This window comes from Diaphorobacter sp. JS3050 (genome assembly GCF_013154915.1).
GTDB lineage: Bacteria > Pseudomonadota > Gammaproteobacteria > Burkholderiales > Burkholderiaceae_C > Diaphorobacter > Diaphorobacter nitroreducens.
The window spans coordinates 2,438,360-2,463,933 of record NZ_CP053553.1; the positions used below are offsets into that span (position 1 = coordinate 2,438,360).

A 25,574-nucleotide genomic window follows, 5' to 3' on the forward strand; every position below is an offset into this window, starting at 1 on the left:
CGACGCGCAGCGCTCCATCAACTCACATCGTCCACGCTCTGGCGCGCATGGGCCAGGTTGCGCTCGGCCCAGCGGCGCAACACGCGCGGCACGATGAGCACGGCCAGCACGATCACCAGCAGCGTCACGGCCATGGGGCGCTGCAGGAAGATCATCCAGCTGCCCTCGCCGATGGAAATCGCGTTGCGCAGCTGCGCCTCGGCCAGCGGCCCGAGGATCATGCCCACCACCACGGGCGCCGTAGGGAAGTCGAAGCGCCGCATCAGCACGCCCAGCAAGCCGATGCCGTACAGCAGGAACAGGTCGAACGTGCTCTGGCGCATGCCGTAGGCGCCCACCGTGGCAAAGATCAGGATGCCGGCGTAGAGCTGTGGACGCGGAATCTTCAGCAGCTTCACCCACAGCCCCACCATGGGCAGGTTCAGCACCAGCAGCATGATGTTGCCGATGTACAGCGACGCGATCAGCGCCCACACCAGAGTGGCCGATGTGGTGAACAGCTGCGGGCCGGGGTTCAGCCCATAGTTCTGGAAGGCCCCCAGCAGCACAGCCGTGGTGTTGCTGGTCGGGATGCCCAGTGTCAGCAGCGGAATGAGCGCCGCCGTCACCGTGGCGTTGTTGGCCGCCTCGGGGCCCGCAACCCCCTCGATCGCGCCGCGGGTGCCGAACTCGGCCTTGTCCTCGCCCTTGGCCAGACGCTTTTCGGTCGCGTAGCTCAGAAAGGTGGGAATCTCCGTCCCCCCGGCCGGGATGCAGCCGAAGGGCGTGCCGATCACGGTACCGCGCAGCCATGCGGGAATGGACCGGCGCCAGTCGCGCCGCGTCATGTGCACACGGCCCATCTGGTTCTGCGACTCTTCCACCCGGCCCTCGTACAGCGCCGCATACAGCACCTCGGCCACGGCGAACAGGCCCACGGCCACCAGCACGATGTCGATGCCGTCCAGCAGCTCCATCTTGCCCACGGTGTAGCGGGCGGCCCCCGAGATCTGGTCCATACCCACGCAGCCCAGCGCCAGGCCCAGGAACAGCGCCGTCATGCCGCGCAGACTGCTCTGGCCCAGCACCGCGCTCACCGTGGTGAAGGCCAGCACCATCAGCATGAAGTACTCGGGCGGGCCGAGCTTGACCGCGAACTCGGCCACGCCCGGCGCGAACAGCGTCACCACCACCGTGGCGATGGTGCCGGCGACGAACGAGCCGATGGCCGACGTGGCCAGCGCCGCGCCCGCGCGCCCGCTCTTGGCCATCTTGTTGCCTTCCATGGCCGTGACCATGCTGGCGGTCTCGCCCGGCGTGTTCAGCAGGATGGACGCCGTGGAGCCGCCATACATGGCGCCGTAATAGATGCCCGCGAAGAAGATCATCGAGGCGGTCATGTCCACCTTGGCCGTGATGGGCAGCAGCATGGCCACCGCCACCGCCGGCCCGATGCCCGGCAGCACACCCACGGCCGTTCCCAGCGCGCAGCCCACCAGGGCCCACAGCAGGTTTGCCGGCGTGATCGCCGTGGCAAAGCCTGCGAGCAATGCGTCAAAGATTTCCATAGCACTCAATCCCCGGTTTGAACGCGGCCTGCGCCGGCGCCATCGAAGCAGCCAAAGTCAGCATGCATGTGCACTCTCCCGCGCCCGGCCTACAGCCACCCGGTGGCGGTCAGGCCCGGCAGGTTGATCGCCAGGAACTGCGTGAACAGCCAGAACACCGGCGCGGCGATGGCCAGCCCGGTCGCCACATCCACGGCCAGCACGCGCGGCGACAGCAGGCCCGTCTGCCCGCCCGCGCGGCGCAGCCCCTGCACGGCCAGCGCATAGCACAGCGTGCAGCCCACGATGAAGCCCAGCTCCACGATCAGCGCCGCATTCAGCAGAAGCCCCGCCGACACCCAGGCAAAGGGCCCCCACGCCGCGTGCGGCGCGCCGCCCGGGTCGGCCGCCTGGCGGTAGCCGCCCGTGGCAGCCTCCCAGATCAGCCAGCCGCCACACACGGCCAACACCAGGGCGCAGGCCCACGGCAGGAAGTTGGGGCCCACGCCGCCATAGCCGGCGTTGCCGGGGATCTCCAGCGCGCCCCAGGCCATGGCCGCGGCCACCAGGATGACGCCGGCGCCCACGGCGGCCTGCCAGCCGGGCGATGGCACGGCGCTGGCGGGGGCAACGGAGGGAGGGGAAGAGGAAAGCTCAGACATGGCTGCGGCCTCCGGGAAGGCGCCGCACCGCAGCGGCGCAGGTTTCAAACAAAAAACGGCCCTAGCGCTTATCCATCAAGCGCTGACAGCTCTCAAAAGAGGAGCGCCGCAGCACACTGCGGCGCCGCCGGGCTTAGACCATGCCCGACTTCACCATGGTGGCGCGCAGGCTGGCGAACTCGCTGTCCACGAAGTTGGCGAAGTCGTCGCCGGCCAGCCACGCGGGCGTCCAGCCGTTCTTCTCCAGCGCCTCGGCCCACGCCTTGCTCTTGACGGCCTTCTCCACCATTGCCACCAGCGCCTTGCGCTGCTCGGCCGTGATGCCGGGCGCGCCGTACACACCGCGCCAGTTGCCGATCTCGACGTTGATGCCCTGCTCCTTGAGCGTGGGCACGTTCACGCCCTTCAGGCGCTGGCCCGAGGTCACGCCGATGGGCTTCATCTTGCCCGCGGCGATGTACTCGGAGAACTCGCTGTAGCCGCTGCCGCCCACGGTGACGTTGCCGCCCAGGATGGCCGCCGTCGCCTCCCCGCCCCCACGGAAAGCCACGTAGTTGATGCGCGCCGGGTCCACCCCCACTTCACGGGCGATCATGGCCGCCGCGATGTGCTCGGTGGAGCCGCGCGAGCCGCCGCCCCACTTCACGCTGCCGGGGTCCTTCTTGAGCTGCGCCACCACCTCGGCCATGCTCTTGAAGGGCGAGTTGGCGGGCAGCACGAAGACGTTGTATTCGCTGGTCAGCCGCGCGATCGGCGTGGCCTGGCTCAGGTTGACCGGCGGCTTGCCGGTGATGATGCCGCCCAGCATCACGGCGCCCATCACCATCAGCGCGTTCGGGTCGCCCTTGGAGCCGTTCACGAACTGCGCCAGGCCGATGGCGCCGGCCGCGCCGCCCTTGTTGTCATAGGTCACGCTGGAGGCCACGCCCGCATCCTGCAGGGCCTTGCCCAGGGCGCGGCCCGTGGTGTCCCAACCGCCGCCGGGGTTGGCGGGCAGCATCATCTTGACGGCCACGGCGGCCTGGGCCGACAGCGGCAGGCTGCCCGCGGCGGCCAGTGCCGCCAGCGACTTCAGAAAGGTATCGCGACGCATGTTGTCTCCTTGCTTGTTAGAAAAAGGGAACGCTGACCGGCGCGATGATGCGCGCGCAAGCTGTCAAACGGCTGTCCACGGCACCAGGGTTAACACCGAGATCCGCGCGCCAACCGCCACCCGCCGCAAACGCGTTCTAATCCGCGGATGCAACTGCTTCTCGTCGAAGACGACGCCACCATGCAGGCCACGCTGCAGCGCTCGCTGGCGCGCCGCGGCATGGCCGTCACCGCCCTTGCGGACGGGCGCGCCGCGCTGGCCGAATGGCGCGCGCACCCGCCCGACGCCGTGGTGCTGGACCTCACCCTGCCCGGCCTGGACGGTCTGCAGGTACTGCAACAGGCACGCGCCGGCGGCCTGCGCACCCCTGTGCTGCTGCTGACCGCGCGCGGCACCGTGGGCGACCGCGTGCTGGGCCTGAACGCGGGGGCCGACGACTACCTGCCCAAACCTTTTGACCTGGACGAGCTGGAGGCCCGGCTGCGCGCCCTGCTGCGCCGCAGCGGCGGCGATGCGGCAGATGACAAACAGGCCTCCAACGCCCTGGTGATGGGCGCCCTGCGCTATGAAAAAGAAAGCGGCGCCATCTATCTGCACGATGCGCCCATGGACCTCACCCCGCGCGAGTTGGCGCTGCTGCGCACCCTGCTGGCCCAGCCGGGGCGCGCAGTCGCCAAGGAGCGGCTGTATGAACTGGTCTTCCCCGGCCAGAGCGAGGTGCAGTACGAGGCCATCGAAGTGGTGGTGTACCGCGTGCGCAAAAAACTCGCAGGCACCGGCGTGGCCCTGATGACGCTGCGCGGCCTGGGCTATCTGCTCAAGTCAGAGACATGAAACAGCCCGTGAGTCGCTGCGCGCCTTCCCCCTCCAGGCAGGCGATGCCGCAGGCCCGGCCGGGCCCGCTGCGCGGCGCGCGCTGGCATGGTTTGCGCCACCGCCACCGTACAGGAGCGGGCGCGCCTGTGCGCCAGGCTCCCCACCACGCGCAACGCAGCCGGGTGGCGGCATGACGCGCCCGCAGTCGCTGCGCCGCCAATTGCTCGTGGGCATCCTGCTGCCCACGCTGCTCTTCGTGGGCGTGAACACCTACAGCCTGCACCGCCAGGCGCTGGCCGCGCTGCACACTGCCTATGACCGCACGCTGCTGGCTTCGGCCAAGACCATCAGCGAGCAGCTGGACGTGCGCGGCTGGGACGACATGGCCGAGCTGCGCGCCATCGTGCCCTACGCGGCGCTGGAGGCCTTCGAGGCCGACAACCAGAGCCGCATGTTCTACCGCGTGTCCAACCTGCGCGGCGACTTGATTTCCGGCTTTGCCGAACTACCCGCCTGGCACGGCACCATCCCGCAGCGCCCGCCCTATGCGGCGCTCGTGGACTTCTATGACGACCGTTTTCGCGATCAGCCCGTGCGCGTGGCCGTGCTGCTGCAGCCCGTGGCCAGCAGCGAAGGCCGCGGCATGGCCGTGATCCAGGTGGCGGAAACACTGGAGCTGCGCGAAGCGGCGGCCCTGCAGATCCTGCACACCACGCTGGCGCGCCAGGCGCTGCTGCTGGCGCTCATCGCGGGCATCGTGGTGCTGGTGGTGCAGCGCGCCACGCAACCGGTGCGCCAACTGAGCAGCGACCTGCAGGCCCGTACCGAAGGCGACCTGGCCCCCCTTGCCGCCCCCACCGCGCCGCGCGAGTTGCAGCCGCTGATCGACGCCACCAACGCGGTCATGCAGCGCCTGTCGCGCCTGCTCGCCCACCAGCAGCGCTTCGTGCGCGACGCGTCGCACCAGTTGCGCACGCCGCTGGCCGTGCTCAAGACGCAGGTGCAGTCCGCCCTGCGCGGCGACCTGCCGCCCACGCAGGCGCTGCAGGAAATCGGCCACACCGTGGACCGCGCCACGCAGCTGGCCAACCAGATGCTGGCGCTGGCCAAAGTGGAGCAGTTGCGCCAGCAGGGCGAGGTGCCCGTGACGCGGCTGGACACAGTGCTGCGCGAGATGGCGCTGGAACTGTCGCCGCTGATCGCACAGGGCGACCTGGACTTCGGCATCACCACCGACGCCGCGCCCATCCACGCGCACGAGTGGATGCTGCGCGAGCTGTGCCGCAACTTGCTGCACAACGCCATACGCCATGCACCGCCCGGCACCGAACTCGCCGTCACGCTGCTCCGCGAGGACGGTGAGGCCGTCCTTACCCTGGCCGACGCCGGCCCCGGCATCGACGACGAACTGGCGGCGCGGCTGTTCCAACCGTTTTCGGCCGGCGACGTGCGCACGGGTTCGGGCCTGGGCCTGGCGATTTGCCAGGAGATCGTGCACGCGCTGGGCGGCAGCATCACCCTCGCCAATCGCCAGGCGGACGGCCGCGTGCTGGGCCTGGACGCCGTGGTGCGGCTGCCACTGGCCGACGCCTGAACCGTTTTTCACGCACGCCGCCCCAGGCAAAATCACGCCGATGACGACACCACCCGATGCAATGCGCCTGGACAAATGGCTGTGGTGCGCGCGCTTTTACAAGACCCGCAGCCTCGCCGTGGAAGAGATCGGCAAAGGCCGCGTAACCGTCAACGGCCAGGCGGCCAAAGCCGCGCGTGAACTGCGCGCGGGCGACACCGTCGCGCTGCGCCAGGGCGCGGTCGCCCGCACGGTCGTAGTGCGCGCCTTGAGCAACTTCCGCGGCCCGGCGCCCGTGGCGCAGCAGCTCTATGAGGAAACGCCCGAAAGCCTCGCCGCGCGCGCCCAGGCCGCCGAAGCGCGCCGCCTGGCGCCCGAGCCGGCCGCCGCGCTGCGCGAGGGCCGCCCCACCAAGCGCGACCGCCGCTCCATGGACCACCTGCGCCATGACTGGGACGACCGCTGGAGCGCCTCCATCGACGACTGAGATGGGCATGGCTTGGGCACAGCGCCGCAGCCTGTGGCAGCCAACCGCCAAAGCCCCACGACGCGAAAGCACAGCGCGCCCACACGGGCCGTGCGCGCTATGCCCGAAGCGCTATGCCCAAAGATCAGGCCGCCAGGCGTTCATCCTGCGCCGCGTCATGCCATGCGTCACCCTCTCCCGCCAGCAGCACCAGGTCCTGCGCGGGCCGGTCACACGGCGATGCGCGAAAGCGCACGGCAATGTCCGCGGCCGCGGGCGAGAAGAACAGCACCACGCGGTCCTCGGCCGCATCGAAGTGCGAGAACAGCGCCCGCCCCGTGCCGGGCTGCGCCATGAGGAACCTCGCCATGAAAACCTGTTGAATCTGCCGCAGGGGCTCGAAGGCCTGTTGTTCGTTGCCCAGTTGCAGCGTGTACCAATGGCTCACATCCCACCTCGTTTGCCGAAAAAAGATGCACGCATGGTAGACACGCCCGCTGCGGCGGGGCGGTTCGCCAGGGGCGCATCACGGTGTAGGACACAGCCGGCCTGACGGCGTTGCGCCGGCGCCTGGTCCCGCGCTGTCAGGCGCCCTTGGCCGCCCCGCTGACCCGGTACGGCGTAAAGCCCGCCATATCCTCGTTCACCTCCAGCGGCCGGCCCACCGGCGGAAACGCGCGCTGCGGGCATGCGGTGCGCTCGCACACCTTGCAGCCCATGCCGATGGGCACCGGCGCCTCGGGGTCGGCCAGGTCCAGCCCGCGCGCGTAGACCAGTTGACCCGCGTGCTGCACGTCGCAGCCCAGCGCCACCGAGAAGGTCTTGCCCGGCGCGCCCCAACCGCCGGTGCTGCGCGTGACGGTGCGCGCGATCCACAGGTACACGCGCCCGTCGGGCATGCGCGCCAGCTGCCGCACGATGCGCCCGGGCTGGGCAAAGGCCTCGTACACGTTCCACAGCGGGCAGGTGCCGCCGATCTTGCTGAAGTGAAAGTGCGTGGCCGACTGGCGCTTGCTGATGTTGCCCGCCCGGTCCACGCGGATGAAGAAGAACGGCACGCCGCGCGCGCCGGGGCGCTGCAGGGTGGACAGGCGGTGGCACACCGTCTCGAAGCCCACGCCCCAGTGCTGGCCCAGGCGCTCGATGTCGTAGTGCAGCGCCTCGGCCGTCCGCAAGAAGGCGCCGTAGGGCAGCAGCAGCGCGCCCGCGAAGTAGTTGGCCAGGCCGATGCGCGCCAGCGTGCGCGCCGCCTCGCCCGACAGCGCCGCGCCCTGCACGCTGTGCTGCAGCAGGTGCGGCACTTCCAGGAAGGCCAGTTGCGTCGCCATCTGGAAAGCGCGCTGCGCGCCCTGCAGCGTGGGCGACAGGTACAACACGCGTGCGGCGGCATCGAAGCGCCGCTGCACGGCGGCGCCCTCGCCTGCCTCGTCGCCGTCGCCGCCCTGCAGCAGCGCGACACGCACACCGTGGGCCTGCTCCAGCCGCGCCTGCAGCGCGGCGCCGGCCGCGCCAGGCACCAGCCGCCACTGGGCGGCCAGGTGCTCGGCAGCGTCATCCAGCTCGGCGATGTGGTTGTGGCGCGCGAAGAAGAAGTCGCGCACCTCCTCATACGCCATGGGCGGGGTCTGCGCCGTGCTGGCCGCGCCGCCGCGCTCGTCGCCGTAGTGCGCGGCCAGCGCCTCCAGGCGCTCGCGCGCCTCGGCGCGGCCGCGGTGCAGCGCCAGCAGCACGCGCGCCACGGCGGGCATGTTGGCGGCCAGCTCGCGCACCTCGGCCAGCGAGACGGCATCGGCCGGCGCGCCGGGCGGCAGGTCGGCCAGCACGTCGCGCAGGCCGGCGATCAGGCGCGCCTCGTCGCCCTCTGAAAAGTGCTGCACGTCCACGCCGAACACGGCGTTGATCTTGAGCAGCACCGGCACCGTCAGCGGGCGCTGGTTCTGCTCGATCTGGTTCAGGTAGCTGGCGGAAATCTCCAGCGCCCGCGCCAGCGCCACCTGGGTCAGGCCCCTCTCCTCGCGCAGGCGGCGCAAGCGCACACCCATGAAGGTTTTTTTCATTCCAATCTTTCGCAAACTTTGCAAAACACCCCGCAAAACTTCGCAATCGTTCGCCAATTCAGGGCTTACGGGGGGCATCCATTGTGCGTAGATTACGAAGCATGACAAGCCCCACAGGCACCCTCGAAACCCGCGACATGGTCTTCCCCGCCCATGCCAACCACCACGGCACGCTGTTCGCCGGCCAGGGGCTGGAGCGCATGGCGCGCGCCGCCTTCCTGGCCGCGCGCGCCGCCGCCGGCTGCGACGTGGTGATGGCCGCCGTCACCGGCGTGCAGTTCTGCGCCCCCGTGCCCGTGGGGCGGGCGCTGGCGCTGCGCGCCTGGGTCAGCCGCGTGGGGCGCAGCTCGCTCACCGTGTGCGTGCACGGCCTGGCCCAGGCACCGGGCTGCCCCGACGAGCTGGCCCTGCAGGGCGTCTTCGAGATGGTGGCCGTGAACGCCCACGGGCGGCCCACAGCCATCGCGCATACCTACCTGAACACCCCGCCACACCCCTTCCGACAGGAGACTCCATGAGCACCACCGACACCGCAACCGCCCTCCCGCGGGCCAAGAAATCCGTCGCCCTCTCGGGCGTGGCCGCCGGCAACACCGCGCTGTGCACCGTGGGCAGGAGCGGCAACGATCTGCACTACCGCGGCTACGACATCCTGGACATCGCCGAGGTCTGCGAGTTCGAGGAGATCGCCCACCTGCTGGTGCACGGCAAGCTGCCCACGCGCGCCGAACTGCGCGCCTACAAGGCCCGGCTGCGTGCGCTGCGCGGCCTGCCCGGCTGCGTGAAGGCCGCTCTGGAGCAACTGCCCGCGGCCAGCCACCCCATGGACGTGATGCGCACCGGCGTATCCGCCCTGGGCTGCGCCCTGCCCGAGAAAGACGACCACAACCTGGCCGGCAGCCGCGACATCGCGGACCGGCTGCTGGCATCGCTGGGCAGCATGCTGCTGTACTGGTACCACTTCAGCAACTCGGGCCGGCGCATCGCGGTGGAGACACAGGACGACTCCATCGGCGGGCATTTCCTGCACCTGCTGCACGGCGACAAGCCCTCGGACGGCTGGGTGCGCGCCATGCACACGTCGCTGAACCTGTACGCCGAGCACGAGTTCAACGCCAGCACCTTCGCCGCGCGCGTGATCGCCGGCACGGGCAGCGACCTGTATTCCTGCATCGCCGGCGCCATCGGGGCGTTGCGCGGGCCCAAGCACGGCGGCGCGAACGAAGTGGCCTTCGAGATCCAGAAGCGCTACGACACGCCCGACGCGGCCGAGGCCGACATCCGCCGCCGCGTGCAGGCCAAGGAGGTGGTGATCGGCTTCGGCCACCCGGTCTACACCGTGAGCGACCCGCGCAACGGGGTTATCAAGGCCGTGGCCAAGCGCCTGTCGGATGCCGCCGGCTCGACCAAGATGTACGACATCGCCGAGCGGCTGGAGCGCGTGATGTGGCAGGAAAAGCAGATGTTCCCCAACCTGGACTGGTTCAGCGCCGTGAGCTACCACATGATGCAGGTGCCCACCGCCATGTTCACGCCGCTGTTCGTCATCGCCCGCACCAGCGGCTGGGCGGCGCACGTGATCGAGCAGCGCGCGGACAACAAGATCATCCGCCCCAGCGCCCACTACACCGGCCCCGACGACCAGAAGTTCGTGCCCATCGAGGAACGCGTTTGACAAAAACCATAGCTGGCAGCGCTTGCCGTTACTGGATTCCCAGCACTTTTTGCATGAAATCTGTTGACAGGCAAGCGCCAGCAGCTATCACAACAAGAGCACTACGATGACCACGAACACCGCCCACCGCAAACCCCTGCCCGGCACGGCGCTGCAGTTCTACGACGCGCGCGAGGCCGTCGAGCAGCTCAGCCCCGGCGCCTGGGCCACGCTGCCCTACACCGCCCGCGTGCACGCCGAGAACCTGGTGCGCCGCGCCGACCCGGCGCAGTTGCCGGACTACCTGCGCCAGTTGATCGAACGCCGGCGCGACCTGGACTTTCCCTGGTACCCCGTGCGCGTGGTGTGCCACGACATCCTGGGCCAGACCGCACTGGTCGATCTGGCGGGCCTGCGCGACGCCATCGCCCAGCAGGGCGGCGACCCCGCCGCCGTGAACCCGGTGGTGCCGGTACAGCTCATCGTGGACCACTCGCTGGCCGTGGAGTGCGGCGGCTTCGACCCCGAGGCGTTCACCAAGAACCGCGCCATCGAGGACCGCCGCAATGAGGACCGCTTTCACTTCATCGAGTGGACGAAGAAGGCCTTCGCCAACGTGCAGGTCATCCCGGCGGGCAACGGGATCATGCACCAGATCAATCTGGAAAAAATGTCGCCCGTCGTGCACGTGCAGGACGATGGACAGGGCAAGGTCGCCTTTCCCGACACCTGCGTGGGCACCGACAGCCACACCCCCCATGTGGACGCGCTGGGCGTGATCGCCGTGGGCGTGGGCGGGCTGGAGGCCGAGGCCGTGATGCTGGGCCGCGCCAGCTGGATGCGCCTGCCCGACATCGTAGGCGTGCAACTGCGCGGCAAACGCCAGCCGGGAATTACCGCGACCGACATCGCGCTGGCGCTGACCGAGTTCCTGCGCCAGCAAAAGGTGGTGGGCGCCTATGTGGAATTCTTCGGCGAGGGCGCGGACAGCCTCTCGATCGGCGACCGCGCCACCATCAGCAACATGTGCCCCGAATACGGCGCCACCGCCGCGCTGTTCTACATCGACGCGCAGACCACCGATTACCTGCGCCTGACGGACCGCGCGCAAGACCAGGTGCGGCTGGTGGAGACCTACGCCCGCGCCGCCGGTCTGTGGGCCGATACCCTGCGCGAGGTGCGGTACGAGCGCACGCTGCACTTCGACCTGTCCAGCGTGGTGCGCAACATGGCCGGTCCCAGCAACCCGCACCGGCGCCTGCCCACCACCGCGCTGGTGGAGCGCGGCATTGCCGACGCCAGCATGCTGGAGAGGGCCCGCGCCGAGGAAGCCAGGGGCCTGCTGCCCGACGGTGCCGTCGTCATCGCCGCCATCACCAGTTGCACCAACACCAGCAACCCGCGCAACGTGATCGCCGCCGGCCTGCTGGCGCGCAACGCCCGCCGCCTGGGCCTGCGGCGCAAGCCCTGGGTCAAGACCTCGCTCGCGCCCGGCTCCAAGGCGGTGGAGCTGTACCTGCAGGAGGCCGGCCTGCTCTCTGATCTGCAGGCGCTGGGCTTTGGCATCGTGGGCTTTGCCTGCACCACCTGCAACGGCATGAGCGGCGCGCTGGACCCGCGCATCCAGCAGGAGATCCTTGACCGCAAGCTCTACGCCACCGCCGTGCTCTCGGGCAACCGCAACTTCGACGGGCGCATCCACCCCTATGCGAGCCAAGCCTTCCTGGCATCGCCGCCGCTGGTGGTGGCCTACGCGATCGCGGGCACGGTGCGCTTTGACATCGAGCGCGACGTGCTGGCCGTGGTGGAGGGCCGCGAAATCCGCCTGAACGACCTGTGGCCCAGCGACGAGGAGATCGACGCCATCGTCGCCAGCGCCGTGAAGCCCGCACAGTTCCGCGCCGTGTACCAACCCATGTTCGCCCTGCGCAAGGGCGATGGCGAGCGCGCCGCGCCGCAGTACGACTGGCGCCCGCAGTCCACCTACATCCGCCGCCCGCCCTACTGGGACGCCGAAGGCGTGGGCGCGCTGGCCGCCTACCCGCGCACCCTCCAGGGCATGCGCCCGCTGGCGCTGCTGGGCGACAACATCACCACCGATCACCTCTCGCCGTCCAACGCCATCCTGCCCGCCAGCGCGGCGGGCGAATACCTGGCCCGCATGGGCGTGCCCGAGGAGGACTTCAACTCCTACGCCACGCACCGGGGCGACCACCTCACGGCCATGCGCGCCACGTTCGCCAACCCGCAACTCGTCAACGAGATGGCGGTGGTGAACGGCCAGGTGCAAAAGGGCTCGCTCGCCCGCATCGAGCCCGAGGGCCGCGTGACGCGCATGTGGGAGGCCATCGAGACCTACCTGCACCGCCGCCAGCCACTGGTCATCATTGCCGGGGCCGACTACGGCCAGGGATCGAGCCGCGACTGGGCCGCCAAGGGCGTGCGGCTGGCTGGGGTGGAGGCGGTGGTGGCCGAGGGCTTCGAGCGCATCCACCGCACCAACCTCATCGGCATGGGGGTGCTGCCGCTGGAGTTCCTGCCCGGCACCAACCGCCACACGCTGCAGTTGGACGGCACCGAAACCTACGACGTGGCCGGCGCCCTCACGCCGCGCGCCACCGTCATCCTTGCCATCCGCCGCGCGCAGGGCGAGACGCAGCAGGTGCCCGTCACCTGCCGGCTCGACACTGCCGAGGAAGTCTCGGTCTACGAAGCGGGGGGCGTGCTGCAGCGCTTCGCCCAGGACTTTCTGGCCCAATCAGCTTCCAGCGCCCGTCTGAAAAGCGCAACCAGCTATTAAAACAAGAGCAAACATGGCACCACAGATCAGGATCCCCGCCACCTACCTGCGCGGCGGCACCAGCAAAGGCGTGTTCTTTCGCCTGCAAGATTTGCCCGCGGCGGCGCAGCAGCCCGGCGCAGCGCGCGACGCGCTGCTGCTGCGCGTGATCGGCAGCCCCGACCCCTACGGCAAACAGATCGACGGCATGGGCGGCGCCACCTCGTCCACGTCCAAGGCGGTGATCGTCTCGCCCTCCACCCGGCCCGGGCATGACGTGGACTATCTGTTCGGCCAGGTCGCCATCGACAGCCCCTTCGTGGACTGGAGCGGCAACTGCGGCAACCTGTCGGCCGCCGTGGGGCCGTTCGCCATCGCCAGCGGCCTGGTCGCGCCCGGGCGCATTCCGCACGACGGCGTGTGCACCGTGCGCATCTGGCAGGCCAACATCGGCAAGACCATCGTCGCCCACGTACCCGTCGCAGGTGGCCAGGTGCAGGAGACGGGCGACTTTGCGCTGGACGGCGTGGCCTTCCCCGCCGCCGAGGTGTTGCTCGAATTCCTTGACCCGGCCGATGGCGGTGAAGGAGGCGAAGGCGGCGGCAGTGCCCTGTTCCCCACCGGCCAGCTGGTTGATACGCTGGACGTGCCAGGCGTGGGCCGCTTGCAGGCCACGCTCATCAACGCGGGCATCCCGACCATCTTCCTGAACGCCAGGGACGTCGGCTGCACCGGCACCGAGCTGCAGGACGCGATCAATGGCGATGTCGCGGCCCTGGCCCGCTTCGAGGCCATCCGCGCCTGGGGCGCAGTCAAGATGGGCCTGGTCCACGACGTGGCAGAGGCCGCCACGCGCCAGCACACACCCAAACTCGCCTTCGTCGCGCCGCCGGCGGACTACGTCGCCTCCAGCGGCAAGGCGGTGCGCGCGGCCGACATCGACCTGCTGGTGCGCGCACTGTCCATGGGCAAGCTGCACCACGCCATGATGGGCACGGCGGCAGTGGCCATCGGCGCCGCTGCCGCCGTCCCCGGCACGTTGGTCCACCAGGCGGCCAGCGGGGGCCCGCGCACCGCCGTGCCGGGATCGGTGCGGTTCGGCCACCCCTCGGGCACGCTGCGCGTGGGGGCCGAGGCCGCGCTGGTGAACGGCCAGTGGCGCGTCACCAAGGCCCTCATGAGCCGCAGCGCCCGCACCCTGATGGAAGGCTGGGTGAGAGTGCCGCCAACCCCGTGAGCAACTTCGTCATGTCCCCCTTCTCCCACGCTTCGCGCGGCATGGGGGACGCCGCCAGCGCGGCAGCGCGGCGCGGCCGGCACAGGCCCCCGCGCCGCGGCCGCTAGCCCCGGCCGGGGGCGCACCCGATTTCAGCAATGCGTTCCATGCGCGCGCAGAGCACCCTCCCTGAAGGAAACAGCCATGCAGTCCACCAAGCATCAACTCAAGGCCCTGGCCGAAGCCCGGCGCGGCGTCATCGTGCCGGGCGCGTTCAACGCACTGTCGGCCAAGGTCATCGAAGATCTGGGCTACGAGGCCCTCTACGTCACCGGCGCGGGCGTCACCAACATGGGGTTCGGCCTGCCCGACCAGGGCTTCATGGGCCTGACCGATATCGCCGACCACACGGCCCGCATCCGCGACGCGGTGGAGCTGCCGCTGATCGTGGACGCGGACACGGGCTTCGGCAACGCCCTCAACACCTACCACGCCGTGCGCACGCTGGAGCGCGCCGGCGCCGACTGCATCCAGCTCGAAGACCAGGTGAGCCCCAAGCGCTGCGGCCACTTCAGCGGCAAGGCCGTGATCGAGACCAGCGAGATGGTGAGCAAGATCCGCGCCGCTGTGGATGCGCGGCGCGACGGCCTGCTGGTCATGGCGCGCACCGACGCCGCCGCCGTGCAGGGCTTCGACGCCGCCGTGGAGCGCGCGCAGGCGTACGCCGAGGCGGGCGCCGACATCCTCTTCGTCGAGGCCGTCACCACCGCCGACGAGGTGCGCGCCCTGCCCCAGCGCCTGCAAGTGCCCCAGCTCATGAACATGGTGATCGGCGGCAAGACGCCCATCGTGGGTGCCGACGAACTGGGTCGCCTGGGCTACGGCTTCGTGCTGTACGCCAACGCCGCGCTGCAAGGCGCCGTGGCCGGCATGCAAAAAGTGCTGGCCCAGTTGCGCGACGCGCGCGAGGTGCGCGAAGACCCCACGCTGGTCGCCCCGTTCGCCGAACGCCAGCGGCTGGTGGGCAAACCATTCTGGGATGCGCTCGAAAAGAAATACGCATGAAATCAGGCGCTAGCGCTTACCTGACAAGCGCGAGCAGCTATCAAAACTACAGCAACTCCACCCCCTTGAGCGTGACGAAACTCGTCTCGCGCGTCACCCGCACGAAGTCCTGCAGGAAGGGCCTGGGCGAGAGCTGCGGCAGGCAGGCCGCGTGCAGTTCGCCGCGCAGGCCCCGCGCGCCGATGGGGCGCGCGGCCACGTAGCCCCGGTCCAGGTAGCCTTGCACCGCCCACAGTGGCAGTGCGGCCACGCCCCGGCCGCTGGCCACGAGCTGCAGCATGGCCACCGTCAGCTCGGTGGTGCGCCGGGGCGGGCGCACGCCGGCGGGCTCCAGCACCTGGCGCACGAGGTCCAGCATCTCGTCGGGTACCGGATAGGTGATGAGGGTCTGGTCCGCGAAGTCCTGGGCCTGCAGAAAGGGCTTGTCCAGCAACGGGTGGCCCTGGGCCAGCAACGCGCGGATCTCGAAGCCGAACAGGGGGTGGTAGTCCACGGCGCCCGCCTCCCCGGCGTCCAGCTCGGAGACGATGGCCAGGTCCGCCCGGCCCTGGTGCAGCAGGCCCACGGGGTCGGCGTGGAAGCCGCTCACGATGTCCAGTTCCACCTCGGGCCAGCGTGCGCGGAAGGCGTCCATGGCGGGCATCAGCCAGTCGAAACAGGTATGGCATTCCACGGCGATGCGCATCTGCCCACCCTCCCCTTGGGACAGGCGCGCCACGTCACGCTCAGCCGTTTCCACCTGCGGCAGCACGGCGTCGGCCAGTTGCAGCAGCCGCGCGCCGGTGGCGCTGAACTGCGGCGGCACGGACTTGCGCTCGAACAGCGGCGTGCCGTAGCGGTCCTCCAGCAGCTTGATTTGGTGCGACAGCGCCGATTGCGTGAGGTTGAGCAGCTGCGCCGCCCGCACCAGGCTGCCGCTATCACGCAGGGCCTGCAGCGTGCGCAGATGGCGGATCTCCAGGATGGATTGCATCATTAGAAATATTCAAGCCGACAAGACAAAACTTTCGTTTGAATCATAAACACGCTTAGCCGACCATCGCGGTTTTCTCTTGCACAAGGACTTCCGCACCATGGCCGCTTCCCCCATCCTCACCCATACGCTGGGCTTTCCCCGCATGGGCGCGCAGCGCGAACTGAAACTGGCGCTGGAGCGCCATTGGCGCGGCGAGATCGACGCCGCCGCGCTCGAAGCCGTGGGCGCCCAACTGCGCGCACGCCACTGGCGGGCCCAGCGCGACGCAGGCCTGGCCTTCGCGACCGTGGGCGACTTCGCCTACTACGACCACATGGCCCACCACATCCAACTGCTGGGTTGCGAAAGCCCGCGGTTTGGCTTCACCCCCGGCACGCCGGAGCTGGCACGCTACTTCGCCATGGCGCGGGGCGTGCAGACGCTGTCGGGCCATGGCGACCACGCCCCCGGTGGCACCTGCGGCGCAGGCTGTGCGCACGCGCCGCATCCCGGCGAAGGCCAGCCCGCGCTGGAGATGACGAAGTGGTTCGACACCAACTACCACTACCTCGTGCCCGAACTGCACGCCGACACTGCGTTCCGCCTGGGCAGCGAGCGCCTGTTCGCCGAAGTGGCCGAAGCCCAGGCGCTGGGCCACCGCGTAAAGGCGCAGCTTGTGGGGCCGCTCACTTTCCTCTGGCTGTCCAAGGAGAAAGGCGAAGCCCCATTCGACCGGTTGGACCTGCTGGACCGCCTGCTGCCCGTGTACGCGCAGATACTCGCGCGCCTGAAGGCCGAGGGCGTGGAGTGGGTGCAGATCGACGAGCCCATCCTGGGCCTGGACCTGCCTGCCAGCTGGACGCAGGCCTTCGAGCCCGCGTACTGGCAGCTCGGCAAGGCCGGCCCACAGGTGCTGCTGGCCACCTACTTCTCGCCCCTGGAGAACCATCTGCGCCTGGCCTGCCAGTTGCCCGTGGCCGGCCTGCACGTGGACGCCGTGCGCGCCCCGCAGGAGCTGACGGGCGTGGCCGACTGGTTGCCGGCCTACAAGGTGCTGTCGGTGGGCGTGGTGGACGGTCGCAACATCTGGCGTACCGACCCCGACGCGGCCCTGGCCCTGCTGCGCCCCGTGGCCGCCAAACACACCGGACCGCTGTGGGTGGCGCCCTCGTGCTCGCTGCTGCATGTGCCCGTCAGCCTGGCGGGCGAGGATGCGCTGGACCCCGAGCTGCGCGGCTGGCTCGCCTTCGCCACCGAGAAGCTGGACGAGGTGGCCCTGATCGCCGGCCTGCTGGACGGCCGCGTGGCCGGCAGCGACCCGCGCCTGGCCGCCGCGCGCGCCGCCATCGCCAGCCGCCGCGCCAGCCCGCGCGTGCACCGCCCCGCCGTGGCCGCCCGCCTGGAGGCGGCACCCGAGGGCTGCGACCGGCGCCGCTCGCCCTTCCCCATACGCCAGCAGGCGCAGCGCGCGCGCCTGCGTCTGCCGCCGCTGCCCACCACCACCATCGGATCCTTCCCTCAGACCCCGGCCATCCGCGCAGCACGTGCGGCCCACCGCCGTGGCGTACTGGGTGAGGCCGCATACCAGGCACAGATGCGCGCCGAGATCGAACACGCCGTGCGCAAGCAGGAGGAACTGGGCCTGGACGTGCTGGTGCACGGCGAGGCGGAGCGCAACGACATGGTGGAGTACTTCGGCGAGCAGCTGGACGGCTTCGCCTTCACGGCCAATGGCTGGGTGCAGAGCTACGGCTCGCGCTGCGTCAAGCCCCCGGTGCTTTACGGCGACGTGGCCCGCCCGCATGCCATGACGGTCGACTGGACCGTCTACGCCCAAAGCCTCACGGACAAACCCCTGAAAGGCATGCTCACGGGGCCAGTGACCATCCTGCAATGGTCCTTCGTGCGCGACGACCAGCCGCGCAGCCGCACCTGCGAGCAGATTGCCTGGGCCATTCGTGACGAGGTGGCGGACCTGGAGGCGGCCGGGATCGCCATCGTGCAGATCGACGAGCCCGCCATCCGCGAAGGCCTGCCGTTGCGCCGCACAGGCTGGAAACCGTACCTGGACTGGGCCACGCGGGCCTTCCGCATCAGCGCCTGCGGCGTGCAGGACACGACGCAGATCCACACCCACATGTGCTACAGCGAGTTCAACGACATCCTGCCCGAGATCGCCGCCATGGACGCCGACGTCATCACCATCGAGACCAGCCGCTCCGATATGGAGCTGCTGCGTGGCTTCGGCAGTTTCAAATACCCCAACGAGATCGGCCCCGGCGTCTACGACATCCATTCACCACGCATACCCGGCCCGCAGGAGATGGCGCGCCTGCTGCGCAAGGCGGCCGAGGTGGTGCCCGCACGCAACCTCTGGGTCAATCCTGACTGCGGCCTCAAGACCCGCAACTGGCCCGAGACCGAGGCCGCGCTGCGCCACATGGTGCAGGCCGCGCGGGCATTGCGCTCCGCCATGGCCTCCGCTTGACGGCGGGCAACCATCAACCCTGCGCCGCGTCAGTGCATGACCCGCATCGGCTGGCATGGCGGCACAATGCGCCGCCATGCTCTATAACGCCCTCAAGCTCACCCACGTGCTGTCGATCATCGTCTGGATCGGCGGCATGGTCTTCGCCCATTTCTTCCTGCGCCCCGCCGTACAGATGCTGGAGCCGCCGCAGCGCGTGGCGCTGATGCACGGCGTGCTGCAGCGCTTCCTGGGCGCGGTCGCCATCGCCATCGTGGCCGTGCTGACGAGCGGACTGGGCATGATCGGCGCGGTGAGCATCGGCGCGGGCGGCGCCTTCTCGATGCCGCTGGACTGGACCATCATGGCGACCCTCGGCATCGTGATGATGGGCATCTTCGCCCACATCTACTTCGCGCTGCTCAGCCGCCTGGAGCAGGCCGTCGCCGCCTCCGACTGGCCGGCAGGCGGCCTGGCGCTGGCAAGCATCCGCACCTGGGTTGGCGTGAACCTGCTCATCGGCGTAGTGATTGTGGTGCTGACGCTGCTGATGTGAGACGCGCGGCGGCACCACATCGCCGCCGGCATAAAAAAACGCGCCGTGAAGGCGCGTTTTTTATTTGGCGGAAACGGAGGAAGTCGAATCTGCGTTTCACATCACATCATGAAATCGCATTAATCAACGAAAAAACCAATAAAAACAATAACTTATGATGTTTTATCGTCTCACGTTGTTTCCAATGACTTCCCTCAATCTCGCGTTTTTTCCGTATACTTTTCCGTATAACGAGACCAAAATTCGGGTCTCACCTCCGTCGAACTCTGCCCATGGTCAAAGCCAACAAACTCACTCAACTGCAAGCTACCAAGCTCAAGGAAGCCGGTATGCATGGCGACGGTGCAGGCCTGTGGCTCAAGGTCACCGAAGGGGGTTCCAAGTCGTGGATTCTGCGCTATGCATTCAATGGCCGTGAGCGCTGGACTGGGCTGGGGCCATACCCCGATGTCTCCCTAGTCGAAGCCCGTGAAAAAGCCAGTGCATGGCGCAAGCAAGTGCGCGAGGGCATTGACCCAATGAAAGTCAAGCAAGAAGCCGTGGCGGCAGCACGTGTGGCAGATGCTAAGGCGGTCACGTTTGACTGGTGCGCCACGCAGTACGTCGAATCTCATCGCTCAGGGTGGAAAAGTGCCAAACATGCAGAGCAGTGGACCAGCACCCTGAATACCTATGCCAGTCCCGTCATCGGAAAGATGGATGTAGGCCTGATTGAGACGGCGCATGTCATGCGCTTGCTTGAGCCTATTTGGCACATCAAATCAGAAACCGCTTCTCGCCTGCGGGGCCGCGTCGAATCCATCCTCGACTGGGCCACTGTGCACAAGTATCGCAATGGGGAGAACCCCGCTCGCTGGAAAGGCCACCTTGACTCCCTCTTACCTGCCCGTTCCAAGGTGGCCAAGGTCAAACACCACCCGGCACTGCCCTGGCAGGAAATGAAGCCATTCATGGCCGAGTTACGTGCTCAAGCTGGTATCGGGGCACTGGCCGTGCAATTCACCATCCTGACGGCTGCTCGTTCGGGCGAAGTGCGCGGCATGACATGGGACGAACTGGACTTGGACAACCGCCTTTGGATCGTCCCAGCCGAGCGCATGAAAGCGCACCGCGAACTGTCATGACCCTTGCGGTTCACCCTGGATGATGGAAGACACTGGGGGCGTGCGGGCCAGCGCGGGTAGAGGTCGGTCAATTCTTTGATGGCACTCGACCGCGATCGCTAACTTGACCCGCTGCCGACCACTCGTACCCAGGATTGCCTGCGGGCGTTGCCCAGACCCAGCCGGGTCAGAGCGCGCCTGACAGCCCACATTAACAGGCCGTTGAAAAATCCCCCGCCGACGCCCGCGTTGGCCGCTACGATCTGAAGCCATCGGTGAACGACCCAGACGAGGACGATGAGAGGCAGTCAAGATTTCCAGGGGGCGATGTTCAGCTACATCAGCCTTGAAGAGCGCGTGCCGCAGGCACACCCGCTGCGCAAGTTGCGCGCGGTGGTTGATGCGCTGCTGGCAACCATGAACCGCGAGTTCGAAGCGGTGTACGCCCGCCGTGGCCGCCCATCGGTGCCACCGGAGATGCTGCTCAAGGCCTTGCTGCTGCAGATCCTGTTCTCCATCCGCAGCGAGCGCCAGTTGGTCGAAGCGATCAACTACAACCTGCTGTACCGCTGGTTCGTGGGCCTGAACATCGAAGACAAGGTCTGGGACCACTCCACTTTCAGCGCCAACCGCGAACGTCTGTTCAACGAAGACCTCGCCCGCGCCTTCTTCGAGCGCGTCAAGCTCAGTGCCCAGTGGGGCAAGCTCGCCAGCGACGAGCACTTCAGCGTGGACGGCACGCTCATTGACGCCTGGGCCTCGCACAAGAGCTTCAAGCGCAAAGACGACGACAGCGGCACGCCGCCTGGGCGCAACCCCGAGGTGGACTTCAAGGGGCAGGAGCGCTGCAACGACACCCACGAGAGCACCACGGACGCCGATGCCCGGCTGTTCAAGAAGAGCCAGGGCGACAAATCCCGCCTGTGCCACATGGGGCACATCCTCATGGAGAACCGCAACGGGCTGATCGTGGATGTCGAGATCACCCACGCCAGCGGCACGGCCGAGCGCGAGGCGGCGCTGGCCATGTTGGAGCGTCGGGGCAACAGGAACAAACGGGCCACGGTCGGTGCCGACAAGGGCTACGACAGCAAGGCCTTCATCAAAGGCTGCAGAAAGCTCAAAGTCACGCCCCACGTGGCGGCCAAGGACAAACACTCGGCGGTGGATGCGCGAGTGACACGGCACGAGGGCTACAAGACCAGCCTGAAGGTGCGCAAGCGCATCGAAGAGGCCTTTGGCTGGATCAAGACCGTCGGTGGTCTGGCAAAGACCAAGCTGATCGGTCAGGCCAAGCTCACGGGCCAGGCGCTGCTGTGCTTTGCCACCTACAACCTTGTGCGAATGGGCAGCATCGGCGGCTGGTGGGACGCGCATCATGCGTGAGCCCAGGGATACGTGCGCCCGAAATGGGCGGGAGGGCCTGCAAACCGGCCAGATGGGCCGTTGCAATCGCTGCGCAGACGCGTCTGGGCCACTCGTTTCTTCGAAAACAGCGTCCCTGATGCGTTCGATGCCCACTTTTTCAACGGCCTGTTAAAGAGAGCCGCCGGGCTTGCCCGGCAGGCCGTTGGTCGGCGGCACCTTGGCTGGTCCGCACGCTTGTGATTGTCATTCAAGCTGCAGGAGAGCCGCAATGGATTTGACCCCGATGCACAAGCGCGTCATTGCGCTGGACGTTCACCAGGCCAAGATCACGGCCTGCGCCGTTGTCGAACATGACGATGGCCGGGTAGAGGTCACCAAGCGAGACTTCGGCGCCTTCAAACGCGACCGCCGCGCCTTGGCGCAGTGGGCGCTGGAGATGGCCCTGAGGTCGTGGTGATGGAGAGCACAGGGGTGTATTGGAAAAGCCCGTTTGCGGCGCTGGAGGCGGTGGGCCTTATTGCTTGGGTGGTCAACGCGCGGCATGTCAAGGCTGTGCCCGGTCGCAAGACCGACATGGCCGATGCACAGTGGCTGGCCACGCTGGCGCGTGCGGGTTTGCTGCGCGCCTCGTTCATTCCACCGGTGCAGATGCGCCAGCTTCGCCTGGTAGCGCGCCAGCGGCAAAAGCTGGTGGGCATGTGCAGCGCCGAGAAGAACCGGCTGCACAAGGTGCTGGTGGACGCGGGCATTCGCATCAACGTGCTGGTGGCCGACATCCACGGACAGAGCGCGCGTGCCATGGTCAAAGCCCTGATCGAGGGACAGCCCATGCACGAGGTGCTGAACCACAAGGGGCGGCTGCGAGCGAGCAGGCAAGAACTGTGCGAGGCCCTGAGCACCGAGCAGTTCAGCGCAGTGCACCGCTTTGTGGCCCAGGAGATCGTGCAGCACATTGAGCAGATCGAGCAGCGCATCGCCCGCATGGACCAGTACCTGCTGCAGGGCCTGCAACCCTGGCAGCCACAGCTCAGGCTGCTGCAGACCCTGCCGGGCATCGACGAGCAGGGGCGGCCATGCTGCTGGTGGAGATTGGTGCGGACATGAGCGTGTTTGGCAGTGCAGAGCGCCTGGCCAGTTGGGTGGGCATCTGCCCAGGCAACAACGAGAGCGCGGGCAAGCGCAAAACCGGGCGCATCCGCAAGGGCAACGCCTGGGTCAGAAGGCTGCTGTGCGAGTTCGCCCAGGCTGCAGCACGAACGCGCTGCGCACTCAAGGCCAAGTTCGACGCGCTGACCATCCGAAAGGGCCACAAGAAGTCAGTGGTGGCGCTGGCCCACAAGATGCTGCGCACCATCTACGCCATGCTCAGCAACGCAAGCCACTACCAGGACAAGGAGGTCGATTACGAGGCGCTGAACGTTCAGCGCAACGCGCCGCGCTGGATCAAAATGCTGCGCAAGCACGGCTTCATCGCCACGCCCGCTGCCGCCTGAGACGCGCTTGCCCGCTGACCATCGGCCTTGGCCAGCCTCAGGTCAGGTGTCGGCACGTCCGGTGGCGGGTGTCTTCCACATTAACACCGCGTACCTTTGTCAGACGCCGCGATGACCATCCTGCAGGGAATGAAAGCACTGAGGCTCGATGACGTAGATGTCGTATTCCCCGGCGTGCGTGACCACAAACCCCTCTCCGACATGACGCTCACTGCTGTACTGCGACGCATGAAACGTGACGATCTAACCGTTCATGGCTTCCGTTCTACCTTCCGGGATTGGACGGCGGAAACCACGGACTACCCACAGGAAATGGCCGAAATGGCACTGGCACACACCGTTGGCAACAAGGTGGAGGCGGCGTATCGACGCGGTGATATGTTGGAAAAGCGGCGTGCGATGATGGAGGCTTGGGCGGTACACGCCGAACCGACGCAGCTCGGCCCAAACGCGACTCCCGTTCCACATCAATAGCCCATAGTTGCCTAGCCGAATCGCTGGATATACGGCGGTAAGTAAACCCTGGATCAATTCCCTCGAATTCGAGGGAATTGAAAATGAGGCTGGGCGCAACAGCTTCTTTCAGGAGCGGTCACGAAGAACTGGCTGAAAGACAAGGCGATACAGAGCGCTTATTCAACCCCCAAGGCCTTGAACGCAGCATCCACCGGATCTGAGTAAAAGCTGGTCTGAAACTTGGCGAACAACTCGCCCGGCACGGAGGGGATGTCCGTCACGCTCGACATCGGCAGCAAGATGCGTTTGGCGCCTGCATCAAAGGCCACCTGCATGCTCTCCGCCAGATTACGCACCTGAACAATGGTGCCACCCAGGCTCATGTCGCCCAACACAGCCAACTGCGACTGAACGGGTTTGGCGAGGGCAGCAGAGCACAGCGCAATGAAGCTGGCCAGTGTCAGTGCTTGAGGGGCGCCGCTATTCTGCAGCTCCACCAAGTGGGTATGAAAATCCCGCTCGCCTGGCTTGATGGAGGCACTCACCCGCGATGAGTTGGCTTTGAAGTAGTCAAAGGCCACCTTGACGGCTTCTCGTGGCGCTGCCCCGGACACGTTGACCTTGCCGCCGCCCGATATGGACTGGATCTCCAGCCGGTAGATGCCCGGCATTTCCGATGCGCCCATGCTGATGGTGTGCAAGGTGCCTGGTTGCAGGCGCCCCTCCGGTACCAATGCGCCGCCCGACTGCTCCGGCACGGTCACAAAGCGCTCCACACCGTCTTCCAAGTCGATGTAGCTGAAATGCACATCGTAAAACTCCATGCCGCCGATTTTCTTGAGCTGCTCCTTCACGCGGCGTCGTGTTTCCAGGGCATATTCCAGGCACTTGCGCACCGCATCCTTGGTGTACTCGCCGTTCGGACATACCAACTTGAGCAAGCCCGACGTGGTGCGGCGCACGGCAATGGTGTCACGCTGGTTCAGGTTGTTGCCCAGCTTGAACCACTTGTCGATGGCATCGGCAAAGCTGTACTTGCGCATTTCACGCAGGTACTCCGCCAGGTAGTCCACGATCAGACCGTACTGGTTGGTGAAGAACTCAGGCCGCATCTTGGGGATTTCCCAGCCCGGCACATAGGCATGGAAGCGGTCAAAAAAGGCCGAGTCGATCATGGCCTCCGGGAACGGGGCCAGCAGGTGCGAGGTCTTGACCAGAGACTCCACACTCTGGTTGATGTTGCCCACGAATACCATAGCTGCACTGGCATTGATGGACTCACGGCCCCGGCTGAACGAGCCCGAAGCCATGTAGTCCTTCATGATCTGCACACCATCGTGGTCCTTGAAGTTGATGCCTGCCACTTCATCAAAAGCCACCACGTCCCACAAGCCCACCAGCCCCACCTTGCGCGCGCTCATGTTGTAGAACAGGTTGGCCACGGTGGTCTGCCCGCCCGACACCAGAATGCTGTTGGGGCTAATCTCTTTGTAGATGTGGCTCTTGCCGGTGCCACGCGGGCCCAGCTCGCAGAAGTTGTAGTTGTTCTCCACCAGCGGCACCATGCGCGCCAGCAGGTGCCACTTTTCGCGCTCCTTGAAGCAGGTGGGCTCCATGCCGGTGGAGCGGATCAGCGCGTCGATCCACTGCGCATCGGTGAACGCCTTGCGCGCCTCAAACAGTGCCTGCATGTCCATGTTGGGCATCTGTATGGGCTTGAGCTCCGTCACAGTGAAAGGCGATCCGCGCTGGTCTTCCTCAAAGTGGTACTTCAGCGTGACGATGCACCAGATGCCCCCTACCAGCAGCTTCTCAAACTGCCGCACGTACGAGTCAGAAATCTCGGCGTTCTTCACGCCCAGGTTGGACAGCAGCGCTTCGTACAGGTCACGCTTTTCGTTGAGCTTGACGGTGATCTTGTCGATCACCTTGTAGGTGCCGCTCTCGCGCACTTTCGACTTGACCTTTTCTGCCTCGTCAGCGCGCACATAATTTTCAGCCAGCACGCGCTTGACCATCTGCAGCCCCCTCTGGATGGTGGCCTCGTCGTTGCTCGCGCAGTACATGCCCAGCAGGTACTCCAGCACGTACACCGGCACATTGGCACCTTCCTTGATGAGCTTGGTCAGATCCTTGCGGACGACCTTTCCAGCGAAGTGCGTGTTGAGCAGATCGTCCAGGCTCGCGCCTGCAGCAGACTCCAATGCTTCGGATGGTGGCGCGGCGGTGGGGGTGTTCAGTTCTTGTGTCATTCGCGTTCTAAAAAAAA

At 67.3% G+C, this 25,574-nt stretch carries 20 protein-coding genes and 1 pseudogene; 14 read left to right on the forward strand and 7 right to left on the reverse strand.

Annotated features, from left to right (window positions below):
• Positions 1-17 precede the first annotated feature (17 nt).
• From HND92_RS11700 to HND92_RS11710, 3 genes are all read right to left on the reverse strand, one after another.
• Entirely contained in the window at positions 18-1,547 is a 1,530-nt protein-coding gene (locus HND92_RS11700) for a tripartite tricarboxylate transporter permease (protein ID WP_011804916.1), read from the reverse strand.
• An 89-nt stretch (positions 1,548-1,636) separates the two neighbouring features.
• Positions 1,637-2,188 carry a tripartite tricarboxylate transporter TctB family protein gene (locus HND92_RS11705; protein ID WP_172207133.1) on the reverse strand — a complete coding sequence of 184 codons (552 nt, stop codon included), beginning with the start codon at positions 2,186-2,188 and terminating at the stop codon, positions 1,637-1,639.
• A gap of 133 nt (positions 2,189-2,321) precedes the next feature.
• Positions 2,322-3,281, reverse strand: a complete 960-nt coding sequence (locus HND92_RS11710) for a tripartite tricarboxylate transporter substrate binding protein (protein ID WP_011804914.1) — start codon at positions 3,279-3,281, stop codon at positions 2,322-2,324.
• Positions 3,282-3,428: 147 nt separating this feature from the next.
• Here HND92_RS11710 and HND92_RS11715 point away from each other — a divergent pair, with 147 nt between their 5' ends.
• The 3 genes from HND92_RS11715 (at position 3,429) to HND92_RS11725 (ending at position 6,157) form a co-directional block, all read left to right on the forward strand.
• Positions 3,429-4,115 (forward strand): response regulator, encoded by a 687-nt coding sequence (locus tag HND92_RS11715; RefSeq protein ID WP_047351410.1) that lies wholly within the window; start codon positions 3,429-3,431, stop codon positions 4,113-4,115.
• A gap of 172 nt (positions 4,116-4,287) precedes the next feature.
• Positions 4,288-5,691: a sensor histidine kinase gene (locus tag HND92_RS11720; protein WP_172207135.1), complete on the forward strand. Its 1,404-nt coding sequence runs from the start codon at positions 4,288-4,290 to the stop codon at positions 5,689-5,691.
• 40 nt (positions 5,692-5,731) lie between these two features.
• Positions 5,732-6,157: an RNA-binding S4 domain-containing protein gene (locus tag HND92_RS11725; protein ID WP_047351412.1), complete on the forward strand. Its 426-nt coding sequence runs from the start codon at positions 5,732-5,734 to the stop codon at positions 6,155-6,157.
• A 124-nt stretch (positions 6,158-6,281) separates the two neighbouring features.
• Here HND92_RS11725 and HND92_RS11730 read toward each other — a convergent pair whose 3' ends face one another.
• Both HND92_RS11730 and HND92_RS11735 read right to left on the reverse strand, forming a co-directional pair.
• The gene (locus tag HND92_RS11730; protein WP_011804910.1) at positions 6,282-6,584 is read right to left on the reverse strand and encodes a hypothetical protein; all 303 of its coding nucleotides are present in this window, start codon (positions 6,582-6,584) and stop codon (positions 6,282-6,284) included.
• A gap of 136 nt (positions 6,585-6,720) precedes the next feature.
• Positions 6,721-8,193, reverse strand: a complete 1,473-nt coding sequence (locus tag HND92_RS11735) for a short-chain fatty acyl-CoA regulator family protein (RefSeq protein WP_172207137.1) — start codon at positions 8,191-8,193, stop codon at positions 6,721-6,723.
• Positions 8,194-8,294: 101 nt separating this feature from the next.
• On the opposite strand from HND92_RS11735, the gene HND92_RS11740 reads away from it, so the two are divergent.
• The 5 genes from HND92_RS11740 (at position 8,295) to HND92_RS11760 (ending at position 14,907) form a co-directional block, all read left to right on the forward strand.
• The gene (locus HND92_RS11740) at positions 8,295-8,711 is read left to right on the forward strand and encodes an acyl-CoA thioesterase (RefSeq protein ID WP_172207139.1); all 417 of its coding nucleotides are present in this window, start codon (positions 8,295-8,297) and stop codon (positions 8,709-8,711) included.
• Positions 8,708-9,868 (forward strand): 2-methylcitrate synthase, encoded by a 1,161-nt coding sequence (gene prpC, locus HND92_RS11745; protein ID WP_172207141.1) that lies wholly within the window; start codon positions 8,708-8,710, stop codon positions 9,866-9,868. The genes HND92_RS11740 and prpC overlap by 4 nt, the downstream gene beginning before the upstream one ends.
• Before the next feature lie 106 nt (positions 9,869-9,974).
• Entirely contained in the window at positions 9,975-12,647 is a 2,673-nt protein-coding gene (gene acnD / locus HND92_RS11750) for a Fe/S-dependent 2-methylisocitrate dehydratase AcnD (RefSeq protein ID WP_172207143.1), read from the forward strand.
• Positions 12,648-12,660: 13 nt separating this feature from the next.
• Complete coding sequence (gene prpF, locus HND92_RS11755) at positions 12,661-13,863, forward strand: 2-methylaconitate cis-trans isomerase PrpF (RefSeq protein ID WP_172207145.1); 1,203 nt, start codon at positions 12,661-12,663, stop codon at positions 13,861-13,863.
• Positions 13,864-14,046: 183 nt separating this feature from the next.
• Positions 14,047-14,907, forward strand: coding sequence for an oxaloacetate decarboxylase (locus HND92_RS11760; protein WP_172207147.1), 861 nt, complete (start codon positions 14,047-14,049; stop codon positions 14,905-14,907).
• A gap of 46 nt (positions 14,908-14,953) precedes the next feature.
• On the opposite strand, the gene HND92_RS11765 is transcribed toward HND92_RS11760, so the two are convergent.
• Positions 14,954-15,883, reverse strand: a complete 930-nt coding sequence (locus HND92_RS11765; RefSeq protein ID WP_172207149.1) for a LysR family transcriptional regulator — start codon at positions 15,881-15,883, stop codon at positions 14,954-14,956.
• Between the two features lie 97 nt (positions 15,884-15,980).
• Between HND92_RS11765 and metE the strand changes: the two genes are divergently transcribed.
• The 6 genes and pseudogenes from metE (at position 15,981) to HND92_RS11795 (ending at position 23,323) form a co-directional block, all read left to right on the forward strand.
• Complete coding sequence (metE, locus tag HND92_RS11770) at positions 15,981-18,350, forward strand: 5-methyltetrahydropteroyltriglutamate--homocysteine S-methyltransferase (RefSeq protein WP_172207151.1); 2,370 nt, start codon at positions 15,981-15,983, stop codon at positions 18,348-18,350.
• A gap of 76 nt (positions 18,351-18,426) precedes the next feature.
• Positions 18,427-18,885 (forward strand): CopD family protein, encoded by a 459-nt coding sequence (locus HND92_RS11775; RefSeq protein WP_172207153.1) that lies wholly within the window; start codon positions 18,427-18,429, stop codon positions 18,883-18,885.
• 272 nt (positions 18,886-19,157) lie between these two features.
• Positions 19,158-20,009, forward strand: a complete 852-nt coding sequence (locus HND92_RS11780; RefSeq protein ID WP_172207155.1) for an integrase arm-type DNA-binding domain-containing protein — start codon at positions 19,158-19,160, stop codon at positions 20,007-20,009.
• Between the two features lie 276 nt (positions 20,010-20,285).
• Complete coding sequence (locus HND92_RS11785; RefSeq protein ID WP_011803559.1) at positions 20,286-21,374, forward strand: IS5-like element ISDisp1 family transposase; 1,089 nt, start codon at positions 20,286-20,288, stop codon at positions 21,372-21,374.
• 250 nt (positions 21,375-21,624) lie between these two features.
• Positions 21,625-22,849, forward strand: a pseudogene (locus HND92_RS11790) (IS110-like element ISAisp4 family transposase).
• Positions 22,850-22,960: 111 nt separating this feature from the next.
• Positions 22,961-23,323 carry a tyrosine-type recombinase/integrase gene (locus HND92_RS11795; RefSeq protein WP_371814762.1) on the forward strand — a complete coding sequence of 121 codons (363 nt, stop codon included), beginning with the start codon at positions 22,961-22,963 and terminating at the stop codon, positions 23,321-23,323.
• A gap of 158 nt (positions 23,324-23,481) precedes the next feature.
• Here HND92_RS11795 and brxL read toward each other — a convergent pair whose 3' ends face one another.
• On the reverse strand, positions 23,482-25,557 hold the full coding sequence (gene brxL, locus HND92_RS11800; protein ID WP_253940016.1) for a protease Lon-related BREX system protein BrxL: 2,076 nt from the start codon (positions 25,555-25,557) through the stop codon (positions 23,482-23,484).
• Positions 25,558-25,574: the final 17 nt, after the last annotated feature.

Excerpts from the sequence above, each read along its gene's own strand:
- HND92_RS11710 (WP_011804914.1), bottom strand. The coding sequence starts at position 3,281 with ATGCGTCGCGATACCTTTCTGAAGTCGCTGGCGGCACTGGCCGCCGCG.
- metE (WP_172207151.1), top strand. The coding sequence starts at position 15,981 with ATGGCCGCTTCCCCCATCCTCACCCATACGCTGGGCTTTCCCCGCATG.
- HND92_RS11705 (WP_172207133.1), bottom strand. The coding sequence starts at position 2,188 with ATGTCTGAGCTTTCCTCTTCCCCTCCCTCCGTTGCCCCCGCCAGCGCC.
- HND92_RS11775 (WP_172207153.1), top strand. The coding sequence starts at position 18,427 with ATGCTCTATAACGCCCTCAAGCTCACCCACGTGCTGTCGATCATCGTC.
- HND92_RS11780 (WP_172207155.1), top strand. The coding sequence starts at position 19,158 with ATGGTCAAAGCCAACAAACTCACTCAACTGCAAGCTACCAAGCTCAAG.
- HND92_RS11715 (WP_047351410.1), top strand. The coding sequence starts at position 3,429 with ATGCAACTGCTTCTCGTCGAAGACGACGCCACCATGCAGGCCACGCTG.
- HND92_RS11795 (WP_371814762.1), top strand. The coding sequence starts at position 22,961 with ATGACCATCCTGCAGGGAATGAAAGCACTGAGGCTCGATGACGTAGAT.
- prpC (WP_172207141.1), top strand. The coding sequence starts at position 8,708 with ATGAGCACCACCGACACCGCAACCGCCCTCCCGCGGGCCAAGAAATCC.
- HND92_RS11725 (WP_047351412.1), top strand. The coding sequence starts at position 5,732 with ATGACGACACCACCCGATGCAATGCGCCTGGACAAATGGCTGTGGTGC.
- HND92_RS11765 (WP_172207149.1), bottom strand. The coding sequence starts at position 15,883 with ATGATGCAATCCATCCTGGAGATCCGCCATCTGCGCACGCTGCAGGCC.
- HND92_RS11760 (WP_172207147.1), top strand. The coding sequence starts at position 14,047 with ATGCAGTCCACCAAGCATCAACTCAAGGCCCTGGCCGAAGCCCGGCGC.
- brxL (WP_253940016.1), bottom strand. The coding sequence starts at position 25,557 with ATGACACAAGAACTGAACACCCCCACCGCCGCGCCACCATCCGAAGCA.
- HND92_RS11785 (WP_011803559.1), top strand. The coding sequence starts at position 20,286 with ATGAGAGGCAGTCAAGATTTCCAGGGGGCGATGTTCAGCTACATCAGC.
- prpF (WP_172207145.1), top strand. The coding sequence starts at position 12,661 with ATGGCACCACAGATCAGGATCCCCGCCACCTACCTGCGCGGCGGCACC.
- acnD (WP_172207143.1), top strand. The coding sequence starts at position 9,975 with ATGACCACGAACACCGCCCACCGCAAACCCCTGCCCGGCACGGCGCTG.
- HND92_RS11735 (WP_172207137.1), bottom strand. The coding sequence starts at position 8,193 with ATGAAAAAAACCTTCATGGGTGTGCGCTTGCGCCGCCTGCGCGAGGAG.
- HND92_RS11740 (WP_172207139.1), top strand. The coding sequence starts at position 8,295 with ATGACAAGCCCCACAGGCACCCTCGAAACCCGCGACATGGTCTTCCCC.
- HND92_RS11720 (WP_172207135.1), top strand. The coding sequence starts at position 4,288 with ATGACGCGCCCGCAGTCGCTGCGCCGCCAATTGCTCGTGGGCATCCTG.
- HND92_RS11700 (WP_011804916.1), bottom strand. The coding sequence starts at position 1,547 with ATGGAAATCTTTGACGCATTGCTCGCAGGCTTTGCCACGGCGATCACG.